Origin of the sequence: Actinosynnema sp. NPDC050801, assembly GCF_040673975.1 — a bacterium.
Taxonomy (GTDB): domain Bacteria; phylum Actinomycetota; class Actinomycetes; order Mycobacteriales; family Pseudonocardiaceae; genus Actinosynnema.
The window spans coordinates 162,877-181,019 of the sequence record NZ_JBFAQZ010000005.1 but is presented as its reverse complement, the minus strand read 5'-3'; the positions used below and the strand labels follow the sequence as shown (position 1 = coordinate 181,019).

Sequence of the window (18,143 nt, the reverse complement as noted above, 5' to 3'; positions counted from 1 at the left end):
CCCGGGCCGACCACGACGGCACCCGCCCCGGCATCCGCCCGGCCGCCGATCGGGCCGCCCGCGATGCCATCGACTGGGCCACGCACCGGCTCGCCCACGACGGCACCCACCGGGCCGACCACGACGGCACCCGCCCCGGCATCCGCCCGGCCGCCGATCGGGCCGCCCGCGATGCCATCGACTGGGCCACGCACCGGCTCGCCCGGTGCGCGGTTGCGCCGACTCACCCGCACCCGACCCGAGCTGGATGCCGTGCGCTGGGGATCGAGCGAACGGTTCGCCTATCGCGCGTCCGACGGGCTCGCGCTGGAAGGCCTGCTGCTCCTGCCGCCGGGCCGCACGCGCGCCGACGGGCCGTTCCCACTGGTCACGCTCATCCACGGCGGCCCGTACGACCGGTACGCCGACCGGTTGGCGCTCGGCTGGTACCCGTCCGGCCAGTGGCTCGCGACCGCGGGCCACGCGGTGTTCCTGCCCAACCCGCGCGGCAGCGAGGGGCGGGGGCACGGGTTTGCCTCGGCGGTCGCGGGGGCGGTCGGGCTTGAGGAGTGGGATGACGTGGTGGCCGGGATCGACCTGCTGGTCGCGGACGGCGTGGCCGATCCCGGTCGGTTGGGGATCGGTGGCTGGAGCCACGGCGGGTTCGTGGCCGCCTGGGCCGTCGCACGGACCCGGCGCTTCCGGGCGGCGCTGGTCGGGGCCGGGATCAGCGATTGGGGGATGCTCGCGGCGACCGGCGAGCACGGGGCGTTCGAGTCGGCACTGGCGGGCAGCGTGGGGTGGGAGGGCGTCGGTCCCCACCCGCACGACCGGCTCAGCCCGCTCTCGCACGCCGCGCACATCCGCACGCCGGTGCTGATCCTGCACGGCGCGCACGACACCAACGTGCCGGTCTCGCAAGCCGAAGCCCTGCACCGCGCGCTGCGCCGGTTCGAGGTCGAGCACGAGTACGTCCGCTACCCCCGCGAGAACCACTCGATCCGGGAACGCGGGCATCAGCTCGACGTCCTGCGCCGCACCCGGGCCTGGTTCGACCGGTGGCTCGCACCAGACGGGCGGCGATTAGGTCCACTGTAGACAAACGACGGCACGGTCACAGGTATTGGTGGAACCAGCGACCCGCGAGGTAGGCGACGTCGTCCAACGCGCCCGGCTCCTCGAACAGGTGCGTCGCCCCGTCGACCACCTCCAGCCGCCACGTCGCCACCAACTGCCCGGCCGCCACGCGGTTCAGCTCCAGCACCTGCTCGTCCCGGCCACCCACCACCAACAACGTCGGCGCTCGCACCCGCGCCAGCGCACCACCGGCCAGGTCCGGCCGCCCGCCACGCGACACGACCGCCCGCACCAGGTACGTCCCGGCCGCCGCCACCAGGGCCGCCGCCGCACCGGTGCTCGCGCCGAACAACCCGATCGGCAACCCGCGCGTCGGCCTCGCCCGCGACGTCCACTCCACCGACGCCGCCACCCGCTCCGCCAGCAGCCCGATGTCGAACCGCAGCTGCCCCGTGACGCGGTCCTCCTGCTCCTCACGCTCCGTCAACAGGTCCAGCAACAGGGTGGCGAACCCGTCGCTCCGCAGTGATTCGGCCACCACCCGGTTGCGCACGCTGTGCCGTGAACTGCCCGAACCGTGCGCGAACACCACCACCCCGACCGGGTCGTCGGGAACCCCGAGGTCAGCGGCCAGATCAACACCCCAGGCGTCGACCGACACCGGCATCGTGCCGCTCCTCGTCATGTCTCCCGGGGTTCACCGGTGCACGCGCGGGCAAACGAACCGTGCCCGACGCGGATACCCGACGCCCGGTGGGTAACCCATCAGTGTGCCCGGCCGGCACGGAAGGAGTCACGATGGCCGACGAACGAGCGCAGGTCGACCGAGGAGGACCGATGTCCGAACAGCAGGAGGCGTTCGAGCCGCAGTGGGGCACGGCGGACGTGCGCGGTCGAGGGGGTGCGACCGGGGCGTCGGGCCCGCAGTACGTCGGCGCTGACGACGACGGCGACTTCACCGACGACGAGCCGACGGCCGTCGCCGGCGAAGCGGGGTCGACCTACCTCCTCGGACCGGAGGACGCGGCCATGCACATCGAGGACGAGGACGGCCGGCCCGTCGAATGACCAACCGGAGAAGGGTGACCGAAGATCATCGACGAACGGACGGCCGGGCTGCGCGATGACGGACGTCTTCGACCGGATCAGGTGAGATGTCCCCGGTCGGGGGATTCTCCATCGGGCACCGGGTGGTCTCCCTAGCCTCCGGCCGTGCCTGAGAAGCCAGAGAAGCCTGAAGAGTCCGAGAAGCCTGACACGCCCGAGCGGCCCGACACCGCCGTCACGCTCACGCACCGGGCGATCGCCGTGCGCGGTGCGGACCCCGCCGCGGCTCGTGCGCTGCTGGGCGTGGCGCTGGCCAAGGACGCCGGTTACGAACCGGCCTGGCGCTGGCTCGCCGAACTGGTCGCCGACGACGCCGAGCGCCTGTTCTGCCTGGACCGGGCCCACGCGATCAGGGCCGACCCGGCCACCGACCGCGCCCGGCACGCGCTGCGCGGCGTCCGGTCGGTTGCGCCGCACGAGGCGCGTGACGTGGTCGAGCCGCCGCGACCGGACCCCGTCACCCCCGCCCCGAAGCGGCGCCTCCGGCGCAGGTCGCTGGTCGCGGCGGGCGTCGTGGCCCTGATGACGTTGACGTCGGTCGGGGTGTGGACCGCGACCGGCCGTGCGGGTGGCGCTCCCGTGCACGTCGCCTTGGTCGCGGGCCTGACCGGACGCGACCCGGCCGCCGCCGCCCACCTCGAACGCGGCGTGCGGATGCGCCTGGACGACGTCAACGCCGACGGTGGCGTCCAGGGCCACCCGGTGGAACTGCTGGTCTACGACGACGCCGACCAGCCCGACCGGGCGGCGCGGATCGCCGAGGAGATCGTCCGCGAGAACAGGGCGCTGTACGTCATCGGGCACGGCGTCACGGCCACGTCCCTGGCCGCCGCCCCGATCTACCGCGCGGCGGGCATCCCCGCCATCACCCCGTCGGCCAGCGGTTCGGCCGTCACGGACGGCAGCGACTGGTACTTCCGCAGCATGTTCGGCGACCGCACGCAGGGCGACTTCCTCGCCGTCTACGCCGCCGAGGTGCTGGGCGCCGACGAGGTGGCGGTCGTCTACGACGACACCGAGTCCGGCCGCTCCGCGCAGGCCGCGTTCGCCGAGTCCTACCGCCGGTTCGGCGCGGTCGTCGCCGCCGTGCCCGTCGCCGACGACCCGCAGGCCGCCGTGAACCAGGTCGGAGCGCTCTCCCCCGGCACGCCGGTCCTGCTCGCCACCGAGGAGCGCAACGGCGTCGCCTTGGTGCGCGGTCTGCGCGGCGCGGGTGTGGACGCGCCGATCCTGGGCACGGCCACCCTGGGCACCAAGTCGTTCCACGACGCCCTGGGCGGCGTGACGCGTGATCTGCACCTGGCGACCCCGATGGCGCACGACTCGCTGTCCGGTCCGGCGTTGACGTGGGCCGAGAGCTTCCAGCAGCGGTACGGCGAACGCCCGCGCTGGCACGCCGCGACCGCGCGTCAGGCGCTCAACGTCGGCCTGCACGTCGTCACCGCGCACGGCGTCGGTCTCGACCCGGCGACGATCGCCGACGACCGCCGACGGTTGCGTGACGGCCTGGGGGCGTTGAAGGACCGGAAGAACGCGTTCCCGGCGCTGCTGGGGCCGCTGTACTTCACGGCCAACGGCTCGGCGCAGATGCCGGTGTCGTTCGTGACCAGCGACGGCTCGCGCCTGGTGTCCGCGCCCGTGCAGCTGACGATCTACGAGCCGCCGACGCCGCAGGCGCTGACCGCCGGGCTGGCCGCGGGCACGGTGATCGCGATCGGGGACCGGTACCTGACCCGGCGGCAGGTCGTGGCGACCGGCATCAACCTCAACGAGGTGCGCGACCTGGACACCCGCGACGGCACGTACTTCATGGACTTCTTCCTGTGGTTGAAGTACACCGGCCCGCACACGGCGGCCGACGTGCAGTTCGTCAACGCGGTGAAGCCGGACCTGGAGCTGGGCGAACCGCTGCGCGACATCACCGGCGCGGACGGCACCTACCGGCTGTACCGGGTGGCGGACCGGTTCAAGAACGGCTTCGAGTTCCGCAGCTTCCCGTTCGACCACCAGCACCTGAAGGTCGTGCTGCAGAACCGGACGCGGACCGCCGACGAGGTGGTGTACGTGACCGACAAGGAGATCCTGGACCAGCCGGTCGAGCACCACCTGCGCAGCGGCGCGGACGCGGAGGCGTCGATCAACGACATCCCCAACTGGCTCGCCACGTCGGCGAGGTTCTTCCAGCGGACGGTCGGCAGCAGCGACGCGCTGGGTGACGAGTCGGCGGCGGGCACCGGCGCGGGCATCCACTACAGCCAGTACACCGGTGAGGTGGAGATCGTCCGCGACACGCTGCCGTTCCTGCTGAAGAACCTGCTACCGCTGTTGCTGCTGATCTGCGTCACGTACCTGTCGTTGTTCTTCAAGGCCTCCGACGGCACGGCGCCGGTGTCCATGGGGGTCACCGCGATCCTCAGCACGGCCGTGCTGCTGAACAACGTGACGTCGCAGCTGCCGTCGGTCAGCTACACGGTGGCGCTGGAGTGGGGGTATTACGCGTTCATCCTGCTGGCCGCCGGGTGCGTACTGATCGCCATGCTGCGCAAGCGGCTGGTGTCGGTGCAGCGCGACGAGGCGGAGCGGCGGCTGGCGCGGGCCGCCCGCATCGGCTACCCGGCGTGCCTGCTCGCGGTGCTGGTCACGTACGTGGTGGCGTTCGCCTAGCGGGAGTCCCACCAGTCGAGGACCCGCGTCGCGTACAGGGTGAGCCACTTCGACGGCTCCCCCGCGGGCACGTCGACCTCGAACCACACCCGGCCGGGGTGGCGGCGGGCCTGGAGCCAGGTGCCGTCGGGTTGCCGTCGGGCGCGGAGGAGTTCGATCGCGTCGGCCATCCGCGGGTCGGGCGGCGTGCCGTCGAGGAGCGCGGCCTGGCGGAAGTACTCGGCCGCGTTGAGCACGTTGTAGAACCAGCGGAAGGGGTAGGAGAAGCGGTCCACCCACGGCGCCACCGGTTCGCCCGTCGAGAGCCGGCGGAACAGGCCCCGGCACAGCAGGTACTCCTCGCCGGAGCGGCGGGCGGCGCGGGTCGCGTCCGTGCCGCCGGTCGCGGCGTCGTGGGCGAGGAGTCCGGTGAGGGTGTTGAGCGTCGAGTGGTACGACGACCGGGTCGAGCCGTCGATCCACTCGCAGTTCCAGCCGCCGTCGGGCTGCCGGTGTTCGACGAGCCAGTCGACGACGCCGGTGACGTCGGCGCCGAGCCACAGCCCGTTCGCGACCGTCCACGCGTTGATGCAGCAGTCGACCTCGCCGTCCCAGTACGGCAGGTCGTCGTACTCCCAGCGGCTGTTCTCGGCGATGAGCTCGGCGGTGCGGCGTTCACGCAGGACGGCCGGGTCGAGGCCCCACTCGCGCAACGTGTTGAGCGACCACGTCGTCGCCGTCCAGGGCTGCCCGGCGCCTTCGGCCGCCTCGGGGCCGTGGAAGTCGTGGCCTGCCGGGAAGTACGCGCCGCCCGCCCACTGGCCGTCCGGGTCCTGGAGGGCGAGCAGGCGCGCGCCGAAGCCCTCGGTCGCGATCTTCGCCCGGGTCGCCTGCCAGACCTCGGGCGGCTCGCCGACGAGGTCGCGCTCGACCTGCCAGCGCAGCGCCGGATCGGACTCCAGCAGCCACGGGATCCTGGTCACCATGGCACGGATCCTAGTCCCGCGCCCGGATTTCGTCGGTGGATCGTCCACACTGCCGACGAATCGACCACTCGGGACTCTAGTCCGTCAGGAACACCCGCCGCCGTGACGCCGCGTTCTCGAAAGCCTCCAGAGCGGTCTGCTGCCTGGCCGGGAGCGCGGCGAGCATCGCGTGCAGCAGGGCCGCGCACAACGCCGTCGACGCCGCGTGCGAGTCGAACGCGAAGTGGGAGCCGACCGGCGCGGTCAGCACGAGGTCGGCGTGCCCGGTCAGCGGGTTGATCGGCTGGTCGGTGACCAGCACGATCCGCAGACCCACCTCCTTCGCGAACCTCAGCGCGTCCAGCACCTCCCGCGGGTACCGCGGCAACGCGAAGGCCAGCACCCAGCCGGCACCGGCGTCCTTCGCCCTGGTGAGCTCGTCCTCCAGGCGCGAGCCGGCGAAACCGATCACCCTGACGTCCGGGTGCACCTTCGCCGCGGAGTAGCCGAACAGGTGGGCCAGTGGCGCGGACACGCGCAGGCCCACCACCGGCAGCGGCCGGGACGAGGCCAGCGCTCCGGCCGCCTCCCACAGCGGTCCCAGGTCAGCGAGCCCGTCACGCAGCGAGCGGAGGTTCGCGATCTCGGTCTCCACCAGGAGCTGGATCTCGTTGAGCTCCTCGGCCGGCTCGGTCGCCGCGGGCGGGTCGAGCACGAGCGACCGCACCGCCGCCCGGAACCGCGGGAACGTCTCGAACCCGAGGGCGGAGGCGAACCGGGTCACCGACGCCTGGCTCACCCCCACGCGTTCGGCGAGGTCCACGGTGCCCAGGAAGGCGGCCTCGTGCGGGTGTTCCAGGAGGTATCGCGCGATCCGCCGCTGGGCGGGCGACAACCGTCGTCCGCCCAGCAGCCGCCCCAGAGCTGCCGAGTCCATCGCCGCTCTCATCGTCGCGGTCAGGAGGTGAGCCCCTGCTCCTTCAGCCACGCTTCGGCCACGTCGTCCGGGTCCTCCTTGTCGTTGTCCACCTTCGCGTCCAGCTTGGTCAGCTCCTCGGTGGTCAGCTTCTCGTTGAGCGCGGCGAGTGCGGCCGTCACGGTGTCGCTCGCCTTGGACTCGTTGATCAGCGGCACCACGTGCTGCGCGGGGACGAGGGTCCTGGGATCTGCCAGCACGACCCAGCCCTTGTTGCCGATGGTGACGTCGGTGCTGAACAGGTTGGCGACCTGGATGTCGCCGCCTTCCAACGCGCCCCTGGTCAGCGGCCCGCCCGCGTCGAGGGCCTTGAACTCCTTGAACTCGGCCCCGTAGACCTCCTTGAGGCCGACCAGCCCGACGAAGCGGGTCTTGTCCTCCGGTGGGCCGCCGAAGACCAGCTCGGCGGCGTGCGGCTTCAGGTCGTCCAGCGTCTTGAGGCCGTACCTGTCCGCCGTCTCCTTGGTGACGACGTAGACGTCCTTGTTCTCCGCGGGCGCGTAGGGCAGCACCTTCAGCCCTTCGGGCAGCACCGGGCCCAACGCCTGCTGGACCTCGTCCGCCGTGCTCTGCTTGGCGTTCTTGTCCAGGTACTGCAACAGGCTGCCCTGGTACTCGGGCAGCACGTCGATGTCGCCCTGCTGCAACGCGGGCACGATGACCTCGCGCGACCCGAGGTTGGCCTTGACCGCGGCGTCGAGCCCCTTGGCCCTCAGCACCCCCGCGTAGAGGTGGCCGAGGATGACGTTCTCGCTGAAGTTGGCGGTGCCCACGGTGATGGTGCCCGCGTCGGTGGAGCCGGACCGGCTGCTCTGCGGGTCCAACGTGGTGACACCGCCGGAGCACGCCGTCATCCCGAGCACGAGGCTCGCCAGCAGGCCTGCGGTGACGCTCTTGGGCTTCATGTGGTGCTCCTTCGGCGTTGCGCGACGAGTCCGCGTGGGGTGAGTGCCCGTTGCAGCCCGCTCAGGGCCACGTCGAGCGCGATCGCGAGGACCGCGATCAGCACGGCTCCGCCGAAGACCTGGGCCAGGTCGTTCTGCGCGAAACCGTCGAACACGTAGCGGCCGAAGCCGCCGAAGCTGATGTAGGCCGCGATGGTCGCGGTCGCCACCACCTGGACCACGGCCAACCGCACACCGTTCATGATCAGCGGCACGGCCAGGGGTACCTCGATCCGCAGCAGCACCTGCCACCCGTTCAGGCCGGTGCCGCGGGCGGCGTCGCGGACGTCGTGGTCGACCGCGGCCATGCCCGCGTACGTGTTCGTGACGATCACCGGGATGGCCAGCACCACGAGCGCCACGTAGACGGGCCACAGGTTCAGCCCGCTGACCAGGAACACCAGGATCACCACGCCGACGGTCGGCAGGGCGCGCCCGAAGCTGCTCAGGTTGATCGCGAGGAAGGCGCCGCGGCCGGTGTGGCCGATCACCAAGCCGATCGGCAGCCCGACGAGCACGGCGACCACGGTGGACAGCAGCGAGTACTGGAGGTGCTCGAACAGGCGTTGGACGACGCCGTCGGGGCCGGCCCACCGCGAGCCGTCGGCGAACCAGCGCAGCACGTCGGCGACGAGTTCACCCATGCCTGCCGCCCCTCCTGGTCCACGGCGTGAGCGCCCGCTGGGCGGCGACCAGGATCAGGTCGGCCACCAGCGCCAGCAGCAGGGTGAGCACCACACCGGCGATGACCGGCACCGCGAAGTCCCGCTGGAACCCGTCGATGAACAGCTGGCCGAGCGCACCGTGCCCGATGAACCCGGCGACGCTCACCAGGCTGATCGTCATCACGGTCGCGACCCGCACACCCGCCACGATCACCGGCAGGGCCAGCGGCAGCTCGACCGCGAGCAGGGTGCGGGTGCCGCCGTAGCCCATCGCACGGGCGGCCTCGCGGACGTGCGGCGGCACGGCCGCCAAGCCCTCCACGGTGTTGCGGACGAGCACGACCAGCGTGTAGACGGTCAGCCCGATGACCGCCGTCTCGTAGCTCAGGCCGGTGAGCGGCAGCAGGAGGACGAACAGCGCCAGCGAAGGGATCGTGAACAGCACCCCCGAGGCGCCGAGCACCACACCCTTGAGCACCGGGAACCGCACGGCCAGCACACCCAGCGGCAGCGCCAGCACGAGTCCGAGGAGGACGGCGACCCCCGCGATCGCGCTGTGCTCCAGCGTCGTCATGGCGAGTTCTCCGGCGTGGTCGGGGATCCAGGACCACTTCACGGCACCAGCACCTCGGCCCGGAACCGCGCGGCGCGCTCGTTGATCAGCCGAGGGCTCGACACGCCGACCACGCGTCCGTCGCCGTCGACCCGGACGGCCAGGCCGACGGGCGAGGAGACGGTGGCATCCAGCGCCGCGAGCAGCGATGCCCGCGCGGTGAGGCCGGTGGCCACGATCGGCTCGGCGTCGGCCAGCACGCCGCCGTCCGGCACGTGGTCGAGGTCGAGCCAGCCCTTTGGCCTGCCGTCGTCGGTCACGAGGAGGACCCAGCGGTCGGCGGCCCTCCTCGCGTCCGCGACCGGTGTGGACTCGGTGACGCTGGTGACCGGCTCCACCGGCACGTCGGCCAACGACGTGAGGGTGAGCAGCTTCAGGCCGCGTTCGGAGCCGAGGAAGTCGGCCACGAACTCGTCCGCCGGATGCGCCAGGAGTTCGGCGGGCGTGGCGAACTGCACGAGCCGGCCGCCCGTCTTGAAGATCGCGATCCGGTCCCCGAGCTTGACCGCCTCGTCGATGTCGTGCGTGACGAACACGATCGTCTTGTGCAACTCGTCCTGCAACCGCAGGAGTTCGTCCTGCAGGAGGGCTCGCACCACCGGGTCGACCGCGCCGAAGGGCTCGTCCATCAGCAGGATCGGCGGATCGGCGGCCAACGCCCTGGCCACGCCCACCCGTTGCTGCTGACCGCCGGAGAGCTGGTGGGGGTACTTCCCGGCCAGGCCGCGGTCGAGCCCGACGGTGTCGAGCAGTTCGGCGACGCGATCGCGCGTCCTCCGGCGGTCCCAGCCCAGCAGGCGCGGCACGGTCGCGATGTTGTCGGCGACCGTGCGGTGCGGGAACAGGCCCGACTGCTGGATGACGTAGCCGATGCCCCGGCGCAGCGTGGAGGCGTTGACGTCCCTCACGTCGCGACCGTCGACCCGGACCTTGCCGCTGGTCGCGTCGATCATCCGGTTGATCATGCGGAGCGTCGTGGTCTTGCCGCAGCCCGAGGAACCCACGAGGACCGTCAGCTGCCCCTCGGGGATCTCCATGTCGAGTTCGCGCACTGCCGTGGTGCCGTCCGCGAACTTCTTGTTCACGGCCTCGAAACTGATCAAGACGATTCACCTCTTGTCCTGTGTGAATACGTTCATTCATGCTCTGGGCCGTGCAGAGCAGTGTCAAGGGGCGCAGGACCTAGTCGACCTGCTCGTCCTCGGGGCTGCCCGCGGCGAGTGCGGCCAGGACGTCCAGTGCGGCGGTCAGCGTCCCGGCGGACGTGGAGGCCAGTGCCAGGCGGACGGCGTTCGGCGCGTGGCCGGGGATGACCGCGAACGCGGCGGCGGGTGTGATGGCGATGCCACGTCGGCCGGCGGCGGCCACGAACGTCTCGGCGCGCCACCGGTCCGGCAGTCGCCACCAGCAGTGGTAGGAGCCGGGGTCGGCGCGGATGTCGAAACCGGCCAGGCGTTCGCGCGCGAGTCGTTGCCGCGCCAGCGCCAGCGCGCGTTTCTTGTCCACTATGGACCGCACGGTGCCGTCGGCGAGCCAGCCGGTGGCGGCCGCGATCGCGAAGTGGCCCGCCGCCCAGCCGCCGGACCGCGCCGCCGCGGCGACCCGGTCGACGAGGTGGTCGGGCGGCACGGCGAACCCGACCGTCAGGCCCGGCGCGAGGCGCTTGGACAGGCTGTCCACCACGGTGGTGCGCTCGGGCGCGAGGGGCGGCAGGTCGGGGCCCAGGAAGGCGTAGATGGCGTCCTCGATCACCTGCACGTCCAGCTCGCGGACCGTGTCGGCGAGCTCGGCGCGGCGGCGTTCGGGCATGGTGGTGCCGAGCGGGTTGTGCAGGATCGGTTGGAGGTAGACCGCGCGCACGTCGGCCGCCCGGATCGCCCGCGGCAGCACGCCCTCCTCGTCCGCCGACAGCGGGACGAGCGTGACGCCCAGCCGGGCCGCGATCGCCTTCACCGCCGGGTAGGTCACGGCCTCGACGCCGAGCCGACCGCCGACCGGCGTCAACGCCGACACCGCGGCCGCGATGGCCTGCCTGCCGTTGCCGGTGAACAGGATCCGCCGCTCGTCCGGCACCCACCCGCCGCGCGTCAACGCTTGCGCGGCGGCGGCACGCGCCTCGGGGGTGCCGCGGACGCCGATCGGGGTGAGCGCTTCGCCGAGGTCGTGCCGGACGAGCCGGTCCAGGCCCGGTGCCAGCAGGTCCGGCTGGTCGGGCAGCACGCAGAAGTTCAGCTCCAGGTCGACCCGCGCCCCGCCCGGCTCGGCGAACGCCGGTTCCGCCGACGGCCGGGTCGCGCGCACGAACGTGCCCCGCCCGACCTCGCCGACCGCGAGACCACGCCGGACCAGCTCGCCGTAGACGCGGGCCGTCGTCGACCCGGCGATGCCGTGCCTGCGGGCGAACGCCCGTTGCGGCGGCAGGCGGTCACCGGGCTTGAGCAGGCCGGCCGCGATGTCGGCGGCGAGCCGGTCGGCGATCAGGCGGTAGTCCACCGCACCAGCATCGCACATTGCACCGAGAGCATTGTTTTTATTGCACCGAGCGCGGTGGCGTTCCTACGCTGGTGACGTCAACGGATCCAGGGGGACGCATGCGCGTGAACGACATCGACATCGCCTACGACGACAAGGGCGACGGGCTCCCGATCGTGTTCGTGCACGGTCACCCGTTCGACCGCTCGATGTGGTCGCCGCAGGTCGAGCGACTCAGCGACCGGTATCGCGTCATCACCCCCGACCTGCGCGGATACGGTGAGACGACGGTGGTGCCCGGCACGACGCCGTTGAGCGTGTTCGCCGACGACCTGATCGGGCTCCTCGACCGCCTCGACCTCGACCGGGTGGTGCTGTGCGGGTTGTCGATGGGCGGTCAGATCGTGATGGAATTGCACCGCACCCACCCGTCCCGAGTGCGCGGGATCGTCCTCGCGGACACGTTCCCCGAGGCGGACACGGCGGAGGGTCGTGCGGTGCGTTATGAGGCGGCGGAGCGCGTGCTCCGTGAAGGCATGGGCCCCTATGCCGAGGAAGTGCTGGACAAGATGATCTCCCCGTACAACGTCGTCGCGCTGCCCGCGGTCGCCGAGCACCTGCTGCGGATGATGCGCGGCACGTCGCCGGAAGGTGCCGCGGCGGCACTGCGCGGGCGGGCGGAACGGCCCGACTACCTGGAGTCCCTGGCCCGGGTCGCCGTGCCGACGCTCGTGGTGGTCGGCGAGGAGGACGAGTTCACGCCGGTCTCCGTGGCACGGCGGATGCACGCGATCATCCCCGGCTCGACGCTGGCGGTGATCCCCGGCGCCGCCCACCTGCCCAACCTCGAACGGCCGGAGGAGTTCACCGAGGCCGTCGAGCGGTTCCTGGCGACGATCCAGGCGGATCTCGCGGACTAGGCAGGTCGCGCTAGGCAGATCTCGCGGACTAGACACGTCGGGCTAGGCAGATCTCGCGGACTAAGCAGGTCGGCGCTAGGCAGGTCGCGCGGACGACCGGACACCGCACAGGAGCCGGTCGCGCGGCAGGGCCGCCGGTGCGGGGCGGAGCCGGTCGGCGACCTGGGCGGCCGTGGGGCGGCGGTGGGCGGACAGCGAGGTCATCGCCGCGAGCAGGCGGGCCAGGCCGGCGGGCACGTCGTGCGGGATCACCGGCGGGCGGTGCAGGCGGGCGACGGCCGCGTCCACCCGGTTGCCCTGGTACTCGCGGTAGCCGGTGAGGCATTCGAGCAGCACCAGGCCGAGCGCGTAGACGTCCGCGGCCGGGCCGACCTCCTCGCCGCGCACCTGTTCCGGGGCCAGGTAGGAGGCGGTGCCGACGACCTTGCCGACGCCGGTCCTGGTCGCGCCGAGCTCGCGGGCGAGGCCGAAGTCGGCGAGATAGGCGGTGTCGGAGCCGTCGAGGAGGATGTTCGACGGCTTGACGTCGCGGTGCACGAGGCGGTTGTCGTGCACGTGGGCGAGGGTGTCGGCGAGCTGGTGGCCGAGGGCGCGGACCTGCGCGGGCGTGAACGTGCCCGCCGGCAGGCGGTCGCGCAGCGTCGTGCCCTCGATCAGCTGCATCACGACGAACGACGTCCCACCGCACGTGCCGACGTCGTAGACCGACAGCAGTCCGGGGTGGGACAGCCCGGCCAGCGTGCGCACCTCGTTGTCGAACCGACGCTCGTCGGAGGGGTCGTCGTTGCCCTCGAACACCTTGACGGCGACGAAGCGCCGGAGCACCGCGTCCCACCCCCGGTGCACCTCCGCCGCACCGCCCGCGCCGAGCTTGCCGGTGAGTTCGTAGCGACCTGCGAGGACGCGGTGCTCGGTGGCCAGCGACATGGCCCCACCCTTCGGGTCGCCTATCCGGACGTCCCCGAGTTCCCGCACGACCACTCCCCCAAACGCCGAGGTGACCCGACCGGATGACGCCCGGTCGAAGCGCGGACGACGCCCGCACCGCCGGGCCGCTTGAGCCGCGGCCCGCGCGGCCGCCGGGTCCGACACCCGCCGACACCGGCGAGCCGCGCGGGCGGTCAGCGGGGTGGGGTGGCGCAGCGGGCCGTGCCCGGGCAGCTCCGCAGCAGCCTCACCTGCGGTGGGTGGGTGATCGTGGCGGGTGGTGTGGTCGCGTTGCCCGGCCAGGTGAGCGAGATCGCGATGGACGAGGCGTTGTTCTCGTACGACTTCTCCACCAGCGACCGGTCGCTGTTGACCACGTTCACCACGTCGTACACGCCCGACGGGACGGTGGTGATGTCCAGCCACTGGAAGTCCACCGTGTGGGGGTAGTCGTCCCCGTACCCCACCGAGATCCCCTGCACCACGCTCAACGCCCCCGGCGCGTGGTGGCCGCACCGGTTCTCCCGCAGCAACGCCGCCAACCCCGCCTGCGGGCTGCCGTCCGCGCCCGGCCGGTTCGGCAGCCGGTCGCGCGTCACGTAGCGGTCGCCGAGGCAGAAGCCGGTCTTCCGGTCGGTCACCACCGTCCGACCCGCCGGCGTGCGCAGTTGGAAGTGCTCGAAGCCGAGCAGGTGCCAGTGTTCGTGCGTGACGGCCGGCTCGTAGTACAACGTGGTCGGGATCGCGTGCTGCGCCTGCCCGTAGGTCATCGGGACCGAACCGTCCACAGCGGACTGGAACGCCTGGCGCGCGGTCATCTCCCGCTGGTCGGCGCTCGGCCGGCTGCCGTGGATCAGCAGCGGACCGTCGCCGACGTTGTCCGCCGACGTGGTGAACCGCAACCGGACCGCCCCGATGGGAGCCTCCCGCACGCACTCGCCGTTCGGCGCGGTCGGGTCGACCACCGGGCACACGTCCCAGTCGACGCACGAGGACGGGTTGCCGGAGAAACCGCCGGCGCAGCCCACCGGCGCCTGACGGAGGTCGGGTAGCAGCACCTCGCCGACCGCCTGCGCGTGCGACGGCCCCACCAGCACCGTGACCAGCACCGCCGTGACGAACAAGCCCGCGTGTCTTCGCACCACTCTTCTCCCCGGGAGTCCACTGCAGAATGATCCACTCACCAACCTACTGAGCCACCCCGACAACCCGGGCCCGACACCGGCCAAGTTCACTCGATCGACTGAGGCACAAGGGAAATCTCCCCAGGGGACTCTAACCTTCACCGCGATCGCGCCCCGGCGCGCGTCGTCCGCGACTGGAGGTGGGTCCGATAGACCAGGGAGTTCCCGGCACCGTCACGATGGTGTGCGGCACCAGGCCCGAGCTGATCAAGCTCGCCCCGCTGATCCGCGTGATGGGGGCCGCCGCCACCGTCGTCTACACCGGACAGCACTACGACACCGCGATGTACCACCGGATCCGGCAGGACATCGGCCTGCCCGGCCGGTTCCACGAGCTGACCGTCGGCGGCGGCCGGCGCGGCAGCCAGCTCGGCGCGGCCGTCGCGGCGGTGGACGAGGTGCTCGCCCGGCACCCGACGAACGCGGTGATCGTGCAGGGCGACACGACGTCCGCGCTCGCCGGCGCGTTGGCCGCCAACGCCAACGACGTGCCGCTGGTGCACGTGGAGGCGGGCCTGCGCAGCTTCGACCGGGCGATGCCCGAGGAGCACAACCGGGTGGCCATCGACCACCTCGCCGACCTGTGCTGCGCGCCGACGCCGCTCAACCGCACCAACCTGCTGGCCGAGAGCGTGCCGGAGGAGCGCATCGCGATCACCGGCAACACGGTGGTCGAGGCCCTGGTGACCGCGCTGCCCGGCGCCGACGAGGAGGCCGTGGTCCTCGCCGCGCACGAGCTGAGGCGCGACGGCTACGTGCTGGCCACGCTGCACCGGCCGGAGAACGTGGACGACCCGGTCAACCTGGAGTCGATCCTGCGCGAGCTGAACCGGCTGCCGCTGCCGGTGGTGCTGCCGCTGCACCCGCGCACGGCCAAGCGGGTGGAGGGCTTCGGCCTGTCCGCCCTGCTGAAGCGGCTCAGGGTGGCCGAACCCCAGGCGTACCCGGCGTTCCTGGCGCTGGCCCGCTGCGCGGCCGTGGTCGTGTCCGACTCCGGCGGCATCCAGGAGGAGGTCAGCGTGCTCAAGCGGCCCGTGGTGGTGGTGCGCCGCAGCACCGAGCGGCCCGAGATCGAGGGCACGTTCGGCACCCTCGTGCCGCCGGGGCCGCGGGTGTGCGCGGAGGTGCTGCGGTGGCTGGACGACGTGGCCGGCCACCGGGAACGCCTGGAGCACATCCCCTCGCCCTACGGCACCGGCTCGCCGTCGACCCGGATCGCCGCCGCGCTGCGACAGCTGGTCCGCGGCGAGCCGGTGCACTGCCGGGCGGCCGAGCTCAGGCCGGTCGAGCTCAGCCCGGAACGGGTTGTGGTGCCCCCGCCAGCGTCGCGACGACCCGTCGCGCGAGTGCCGCACTCGAATTCCAGCTCGTGACGTCCGGGTAGACGTGCGCGGTGGTCGCCAGCAGCAGCGGAGTGCCGGCGACCACCACGGGCGGGCGTTGCGCCAGGTACCCGAGCGGGTACACCGGTTCCACGAACGGCGCCTTGAACACCCGCACGTCCTCCACGTCCTCGCGGACCGACGAGGGGTGCAGCGCCAGCAGCTGCGCGGTCCACCGCGCCGCGATCGCCGCGTCGTCCTCCTGGAACAGCGCGGACTCCCGGTCGGTGTACCGCATCGCGTAGACGAGGTGCCTGCCGTCGTAGGGGTCCACGCCGGCCAGCGGGGTCATCTGGATCAGGCCGTCGAACTCCGTGCCCGACCGCACCACCGGCGTCCAGTAGTGCCCGGACAGGGGCCGGCGCAGGAAGAACAGCGCGTTGACCACGCCCTGGTAGGGCAGCCGCACGTCGGGCAGCCGCGCGGTCAGGTCGTCGTCGGCGAGCTGCCGCAGCAGCGGCAGGGGCAGCGTGGACACCACCCGGTCCGCCGACACGACCTCGTCACCGTCCAGCACGAGCCGCACCCGCGCGCCGCCGCCGGTCAGCCCGATCCGCCGCACCGGCGCGCCGAGCCGCACCACACCGCCACCGGCCTCGATCGACGCCCTCAGCGCGTCGATGACGGCCCGGTAGCCGCCGTCGGGGTACCCGCGCACCGACACGGCGCCTTCGCGGCCCAGGCGCTGCCACAGGTACAGCGCGGGCACGTCGCCGAACCGCGCGCCGAACTTCGCGCCGAACAGCGGCGCGAGCAGCAGCTCCCACACCCGGTCGCCGTACAGCCCGCGCAGCCAGTCCTCGGTACGGGTGCGGTCGAGGTCCTTGCCGCGCCCGAGCCGGCGCAGCAGCACCGAGACCGCGCCGAACCTCAGCCGGTCGAGCACACCCAACGGGGTGAACCTGAGCAGGTCCAGGGCCGTGTTGAACGGGTAGTCGCGACCGTCGACGACCATGCCCATCCGGGTGGGGCGCCAGGTGATCGAGTCGCGCAGCCCGAGTTCGCCCAGCAGGTCGAGCAGGTGGTCGTCGGTCGGCATCACGCAGTGGTAGAAGCGCTCGACCCAGCGGTCGCGCCAGGCGAAGAACGTGCCGAGCCCGCCGAGCTGGTCGCTGCCCTCCAGCAGGGTCACCCTGGTGCCGGCGCGCACGAGCCGGTGCGCGGTGGCCAGGCCGCAGATCCCGCCGCCGACCACCACCACGTGCCCGTGGTCCTCGCGTCCCATCACAGCGCCCGGTACGGCGCGGGCGAGAGCCGGTCGCGGACCAGCAGCTTCACGTACTGCCAGACCGTGCGGGCGATCCGGATCTTGCTCGGGCCCTGCTTGCGGTCGTAGCGCAGGGCCAGCGGCACCTCGGCGACCACCGGGCGGCAGTGGCGCAGCTTGAGCAGCAGCTCGACCATGCACGCGAACCCGCGTTCCTCGATCAGCCGCTCGCCCCAGTGGCCGGCGGCGCGGGCCAGCAGGCTGACCCGGTAGGCGCGGAAGCCGCTGGTGAAGTCGCGGACGCCGTCGACCCGCAGCACGCGGCGGAACAGCACGGCCGCGCCGCGCGACAGCAGCCGGCGCAGCGCGGGCGCGGTCGCGTCGTCGCCGCCGGCGACGAACCGGGAGCAGATCACCACGTCCGCGCCCGCCGCGATCTCCCGCTCCAGGTCGCGGATCAGGGCCGGGTCGTGGGTGTCGTCGGCGTCCATCACGACGACGACGTCCTGGTCGTCGGCCTCGGCCAGCACCGCGCGCAGTCCTGATTGGACGGCTTGGCCGAGGCCGAGGTTGACCGGGTGCCTGACCAGCCGGACGTCCAGGCCCGGCCAGCCGTCGGCGACGACGTCGGCGGTGCCGTCGGACGAGCCGTCGTCCACCACCCAGGTGACGAGCTCCTGGGCGAGCGCGAGATCGGCCAGCCTGGTCAGCAGCGGCGGCAGCGAGGCGGCCTCGTTGTAGGCGGGCAGCACGACATGGGCACGCGGGTGGACGCGCGCGCCGTCGGAAAGGGCCGGTCCGCCCTGTTCCGACGCGGTGCGCACGTCGCCTTCGTCGACGGTCAAAGGGCCCCATTTCACTTGATGGCGGATGACGGGCCAGAATTATTCGCCTCCGGGCCGCGACTAGATTCGACCACCCCGGCGGTATCTCGTCGCACGACGGGGAGAATTGACGGAGCGAACGGACCTGAGCACCACCGGAAAGGGGAATAGTGTTCACCGAAAGAGTGAATCAACACCAATGAATCGCGCTTGATGCACACGGAGTGAGCAGAGATTCCCGTTCGTATGGACTCGAAC

Annotated in this window: 17 protein-coding genes; 5 read left to right on the top strand and 12 right to left on the bottom strand. The window is 72.3% G+C overall.

The features are described from left to right. Positions 1-252: 252 nt before the first annotated feature. Positions 253-1,077 carry a prolyl oligopeptidase family serine peptidase gene (locus AB0K14_RS13595; RefSeq protein WP_360450326.1) on the top strand — a complete coding sequence of 275 codons (825 nt, stop codon included), beginning with the start codon at positions 253-255 and terminating at the stop codon, positions 1,075-1,077. A gap of 16 nt (positions 1,078-1,093) precedes the next feature. Here AB0K14_RS13595 and AB0K14_RS13590 read toward each other — a convergent pair whose 3' ends face one another. After that, positions 1,094-1,723 carry a dienelactone hydrolase family protein gene (locus tag AB0K14_RS13590; RefSeq protein ID WP_360450323.1) on the bottom strand — a complete coding sequence of 210 codons (630 nt, stop codon included), beginning with the start codon at positions 1,721-1,723 and terminating at the stop codon, positions 1,094-1,096. A 131-nt stretch (positions 1,724-1,854) separates the two neighbouring features. On the opposite strand from AB0K14_RS13590, the gene AB0K14_RS13585 reads away from it, so the two are divergent. Next, the gene (locus tag AB0K14_RS13585; protein ID WP_360450321.1) at positions 1,855-2,124 is read left to right on the top strand and encodes a hypothetical protein; all 270 of its coding nucleotides are present in this window, start codon (positions 1,855-1,857) and stop codon (positions 2,122-2,124) included. 144 nt (positions 2,125-2,268) lie between these two features. After that, the gene (locus AB0K14_RS13580) at positions 2,269-4,827 is read left to right on the top strand and encodes an ABC transporter substrate-binding protein (RefSeq protein WP_360450318.1); all 2,559 of its coding nucleotides are present in this window, start codon (positions 2,269-2,271) and stop codon (positions 4,825-4,827) included. Here AB0K14_RS13580 and AB0K14_RS13575 read toward each other — a convergent pair. The 7 genes from AB0K14_RS13575 to AB0K14_RS13545 form a co-directional block, all read right to left on the bottom strand. Further along, positions 4,824-5,792, bottom strand: a complete 969-nt coding sequence (locus tag AB0K14_RS13575; protein WP_360450316.1) for a squalene cyclase — start codon at positions 5,790-5,792, stop codon at positions 4,824-4,826. The two genes, AB0K14_RS13580 and AB0K14_RS13575, sit on opposite strands and share 4 nt — an antisense overlap. Before the next feature lie 76 nt (positions 5,793-5,868). Next, positions 5,869-6,708 carry a MurR/RpiR family transcriptional regulator gene (locus AB0K14_RS13570; RefSeq protein WP_360450313.1) on the bottom strand — a complete coding sequence of 280 codons (840 nt, stop codon included), beginning with the start codon at positions 6,706-6,708 and terminating at the stop codon, positions 5,869-5,871. 20 nt (positions 6,709-6,728) lie between these two features. Next, positions 6,729-7,652, bottom strand: a complete 924-nt coding sequence (locus tag AB0K14_RS13565) for an ABC transporter substrate-binding protein (protein WP_360450310.1) — start codon at positions 7,650-7,652, stop codon at positions 6,729-6,731. Beyond that, positions 7,649-8,335 carry an ABC transporter permease gene (locus AB0K14_RS13560; RefSeq protein WP_360450308.1) on the bottom strand — a complete coding sequence of 229 codons (687 nt, stop codon included), beginning with the start codon at positions 8,333-8,335 and terminating at the stop codon, positions 7,649-7,651. Before AB0K14_RS13560 ends, AB0K14_RS13565 begins: the two co-directional genes overlap by 4 nt. Next, complete coding sequence (locus tag AB0K14_RS13555) at positions 8,328-8,972, bottom strand: ABC transporter permease subunit (protein WP_360450305.1); 645 nt, start codon at positions 8,970-8,972, stop codon at positions 8,328-8,330. Before AB0K14_RS13555 ends, AB0K14_RS13560 begins: the two co-directional genes overlap by 8 nt. Then, on the bottom strand, positions 8,969-10,072 hold the full coding sequence (locus AB0K14_RS13550; protein WP_360450303.1) for an ABC transporter ATP-binding protein: 1,104 nt from the start codon (positions 10,070-10,072) through the stop codon (positions 8,969-8,971). The genes AB0K14_RS13555 and AB0K14_RS13550 overlap by 4 nt, the downstream gene beginning before the upstream one ends. Before the next feature lie 79 nt (positions 10,073-10,151). Beyond that, on the bottom strand, positions 10,152-11,480 hold the full coding sequence (locus AB0K14_RS13545; RefSeq protein WP_360450300.1) for a PLP-dependent aminotransferase family protein: 1,329 nt from the start codon (positions 11,478-11,480) through the stop codon (positions 10,152-10,154). An 80-nt stretch (positions 11,481-11,560) separates the two neighbouring features. Here AB0K14_RS13545 and AB0K14_RS13540 point away from each other — a divergent pair, with 80 nt between their 5' ends. Beyond that, on the top strand, positions 11,561-12,361 hold the full coding sequence (locus AB0K14_RS13540) for an alpha/beta fold hydrolase (RefSeq protein ID WP_360450297.1): 801 nt from the start codon (positions 11,561-11,563) through the stop codon (positions 12,359-12,361). 75 nt (positions 12,362-12,436) lie between these two features. Here the strand turns inward: AB0K14_RS13540 and AB0K14_RS13535 are convergent, their stop codons facing one another. Beyond that, positions 12,437-13,336 (bottom strand): serine/threonine-protein kinase, encoded by a 900-nt coding sequence (locus AB0K14_RS13535; protein WP_360450295.1) that lies wholly within the window; start codon positions 13,334-13,336, stop codon positions 12,437-12,439. 146 nt (positions 13,337-13,482) lie between these two features. Further along, complete coding sequence (locus tag AB0K14_RS13530) at positions 13,483-14,430, bottom strand: lysyl oxidase family protein (protein WP_360450292.1); 948 nt, start codon at positions 14,428-14,430, stop codon at positions 13,483-13,485. Between the two features lie 182 nt (positions 14,431-14,612). Between AB0K14_RS13530 and wecB the strand changes: the two genes are divergently transcribed. Continuing rightward, positions 14,613-15,845: a UDP-N-acetylglucosamine 2-epimerase (non-hydrolyzing) gene (gene wecB / locus AB0K14_RS13525; protein WP_360450290.1), complete on the top strand. Its 1,233-nt coding sequence runs from the start codon at positions 14,613-14,615 to the stop codon at positions 15,843-15,845. Here the strand turns inward: wecB and AB0K14_RS13520 are convergent. Both AB0K14_RS13520 and AB0K14_RS13515 read right to left on the bottom strand, forming a co-directional pair. Beyond that, entirely contained in the window at positions 15,763-17,079 is a 1,317-nt protein-coding gene (locus tag AB0K14_RS13520; RefSeq protein ID WP_360450287.1) for an FAD-dependent oxidoreductase, read from the bottom strand. The genes wecB and AB0K14_RS13520 overlap by 83 nt on opposite strands. Further along, complete coding sequence (locus AB0K14_RS13515) at positions 17,079-17,906, bottom strand: glycosyltransferase (protein ID WP_360450284.1); 828 nt, start codon at positions 17,904-17,906, stop codon at positions 17,079-17,081. Before AB0K14_RS13515 ends, AB0K14_RS13520 begins: the two co-directional genes overlap by 1 nt. Positions 17,907-18,143 lie beyond the last annotated feature (237 nt).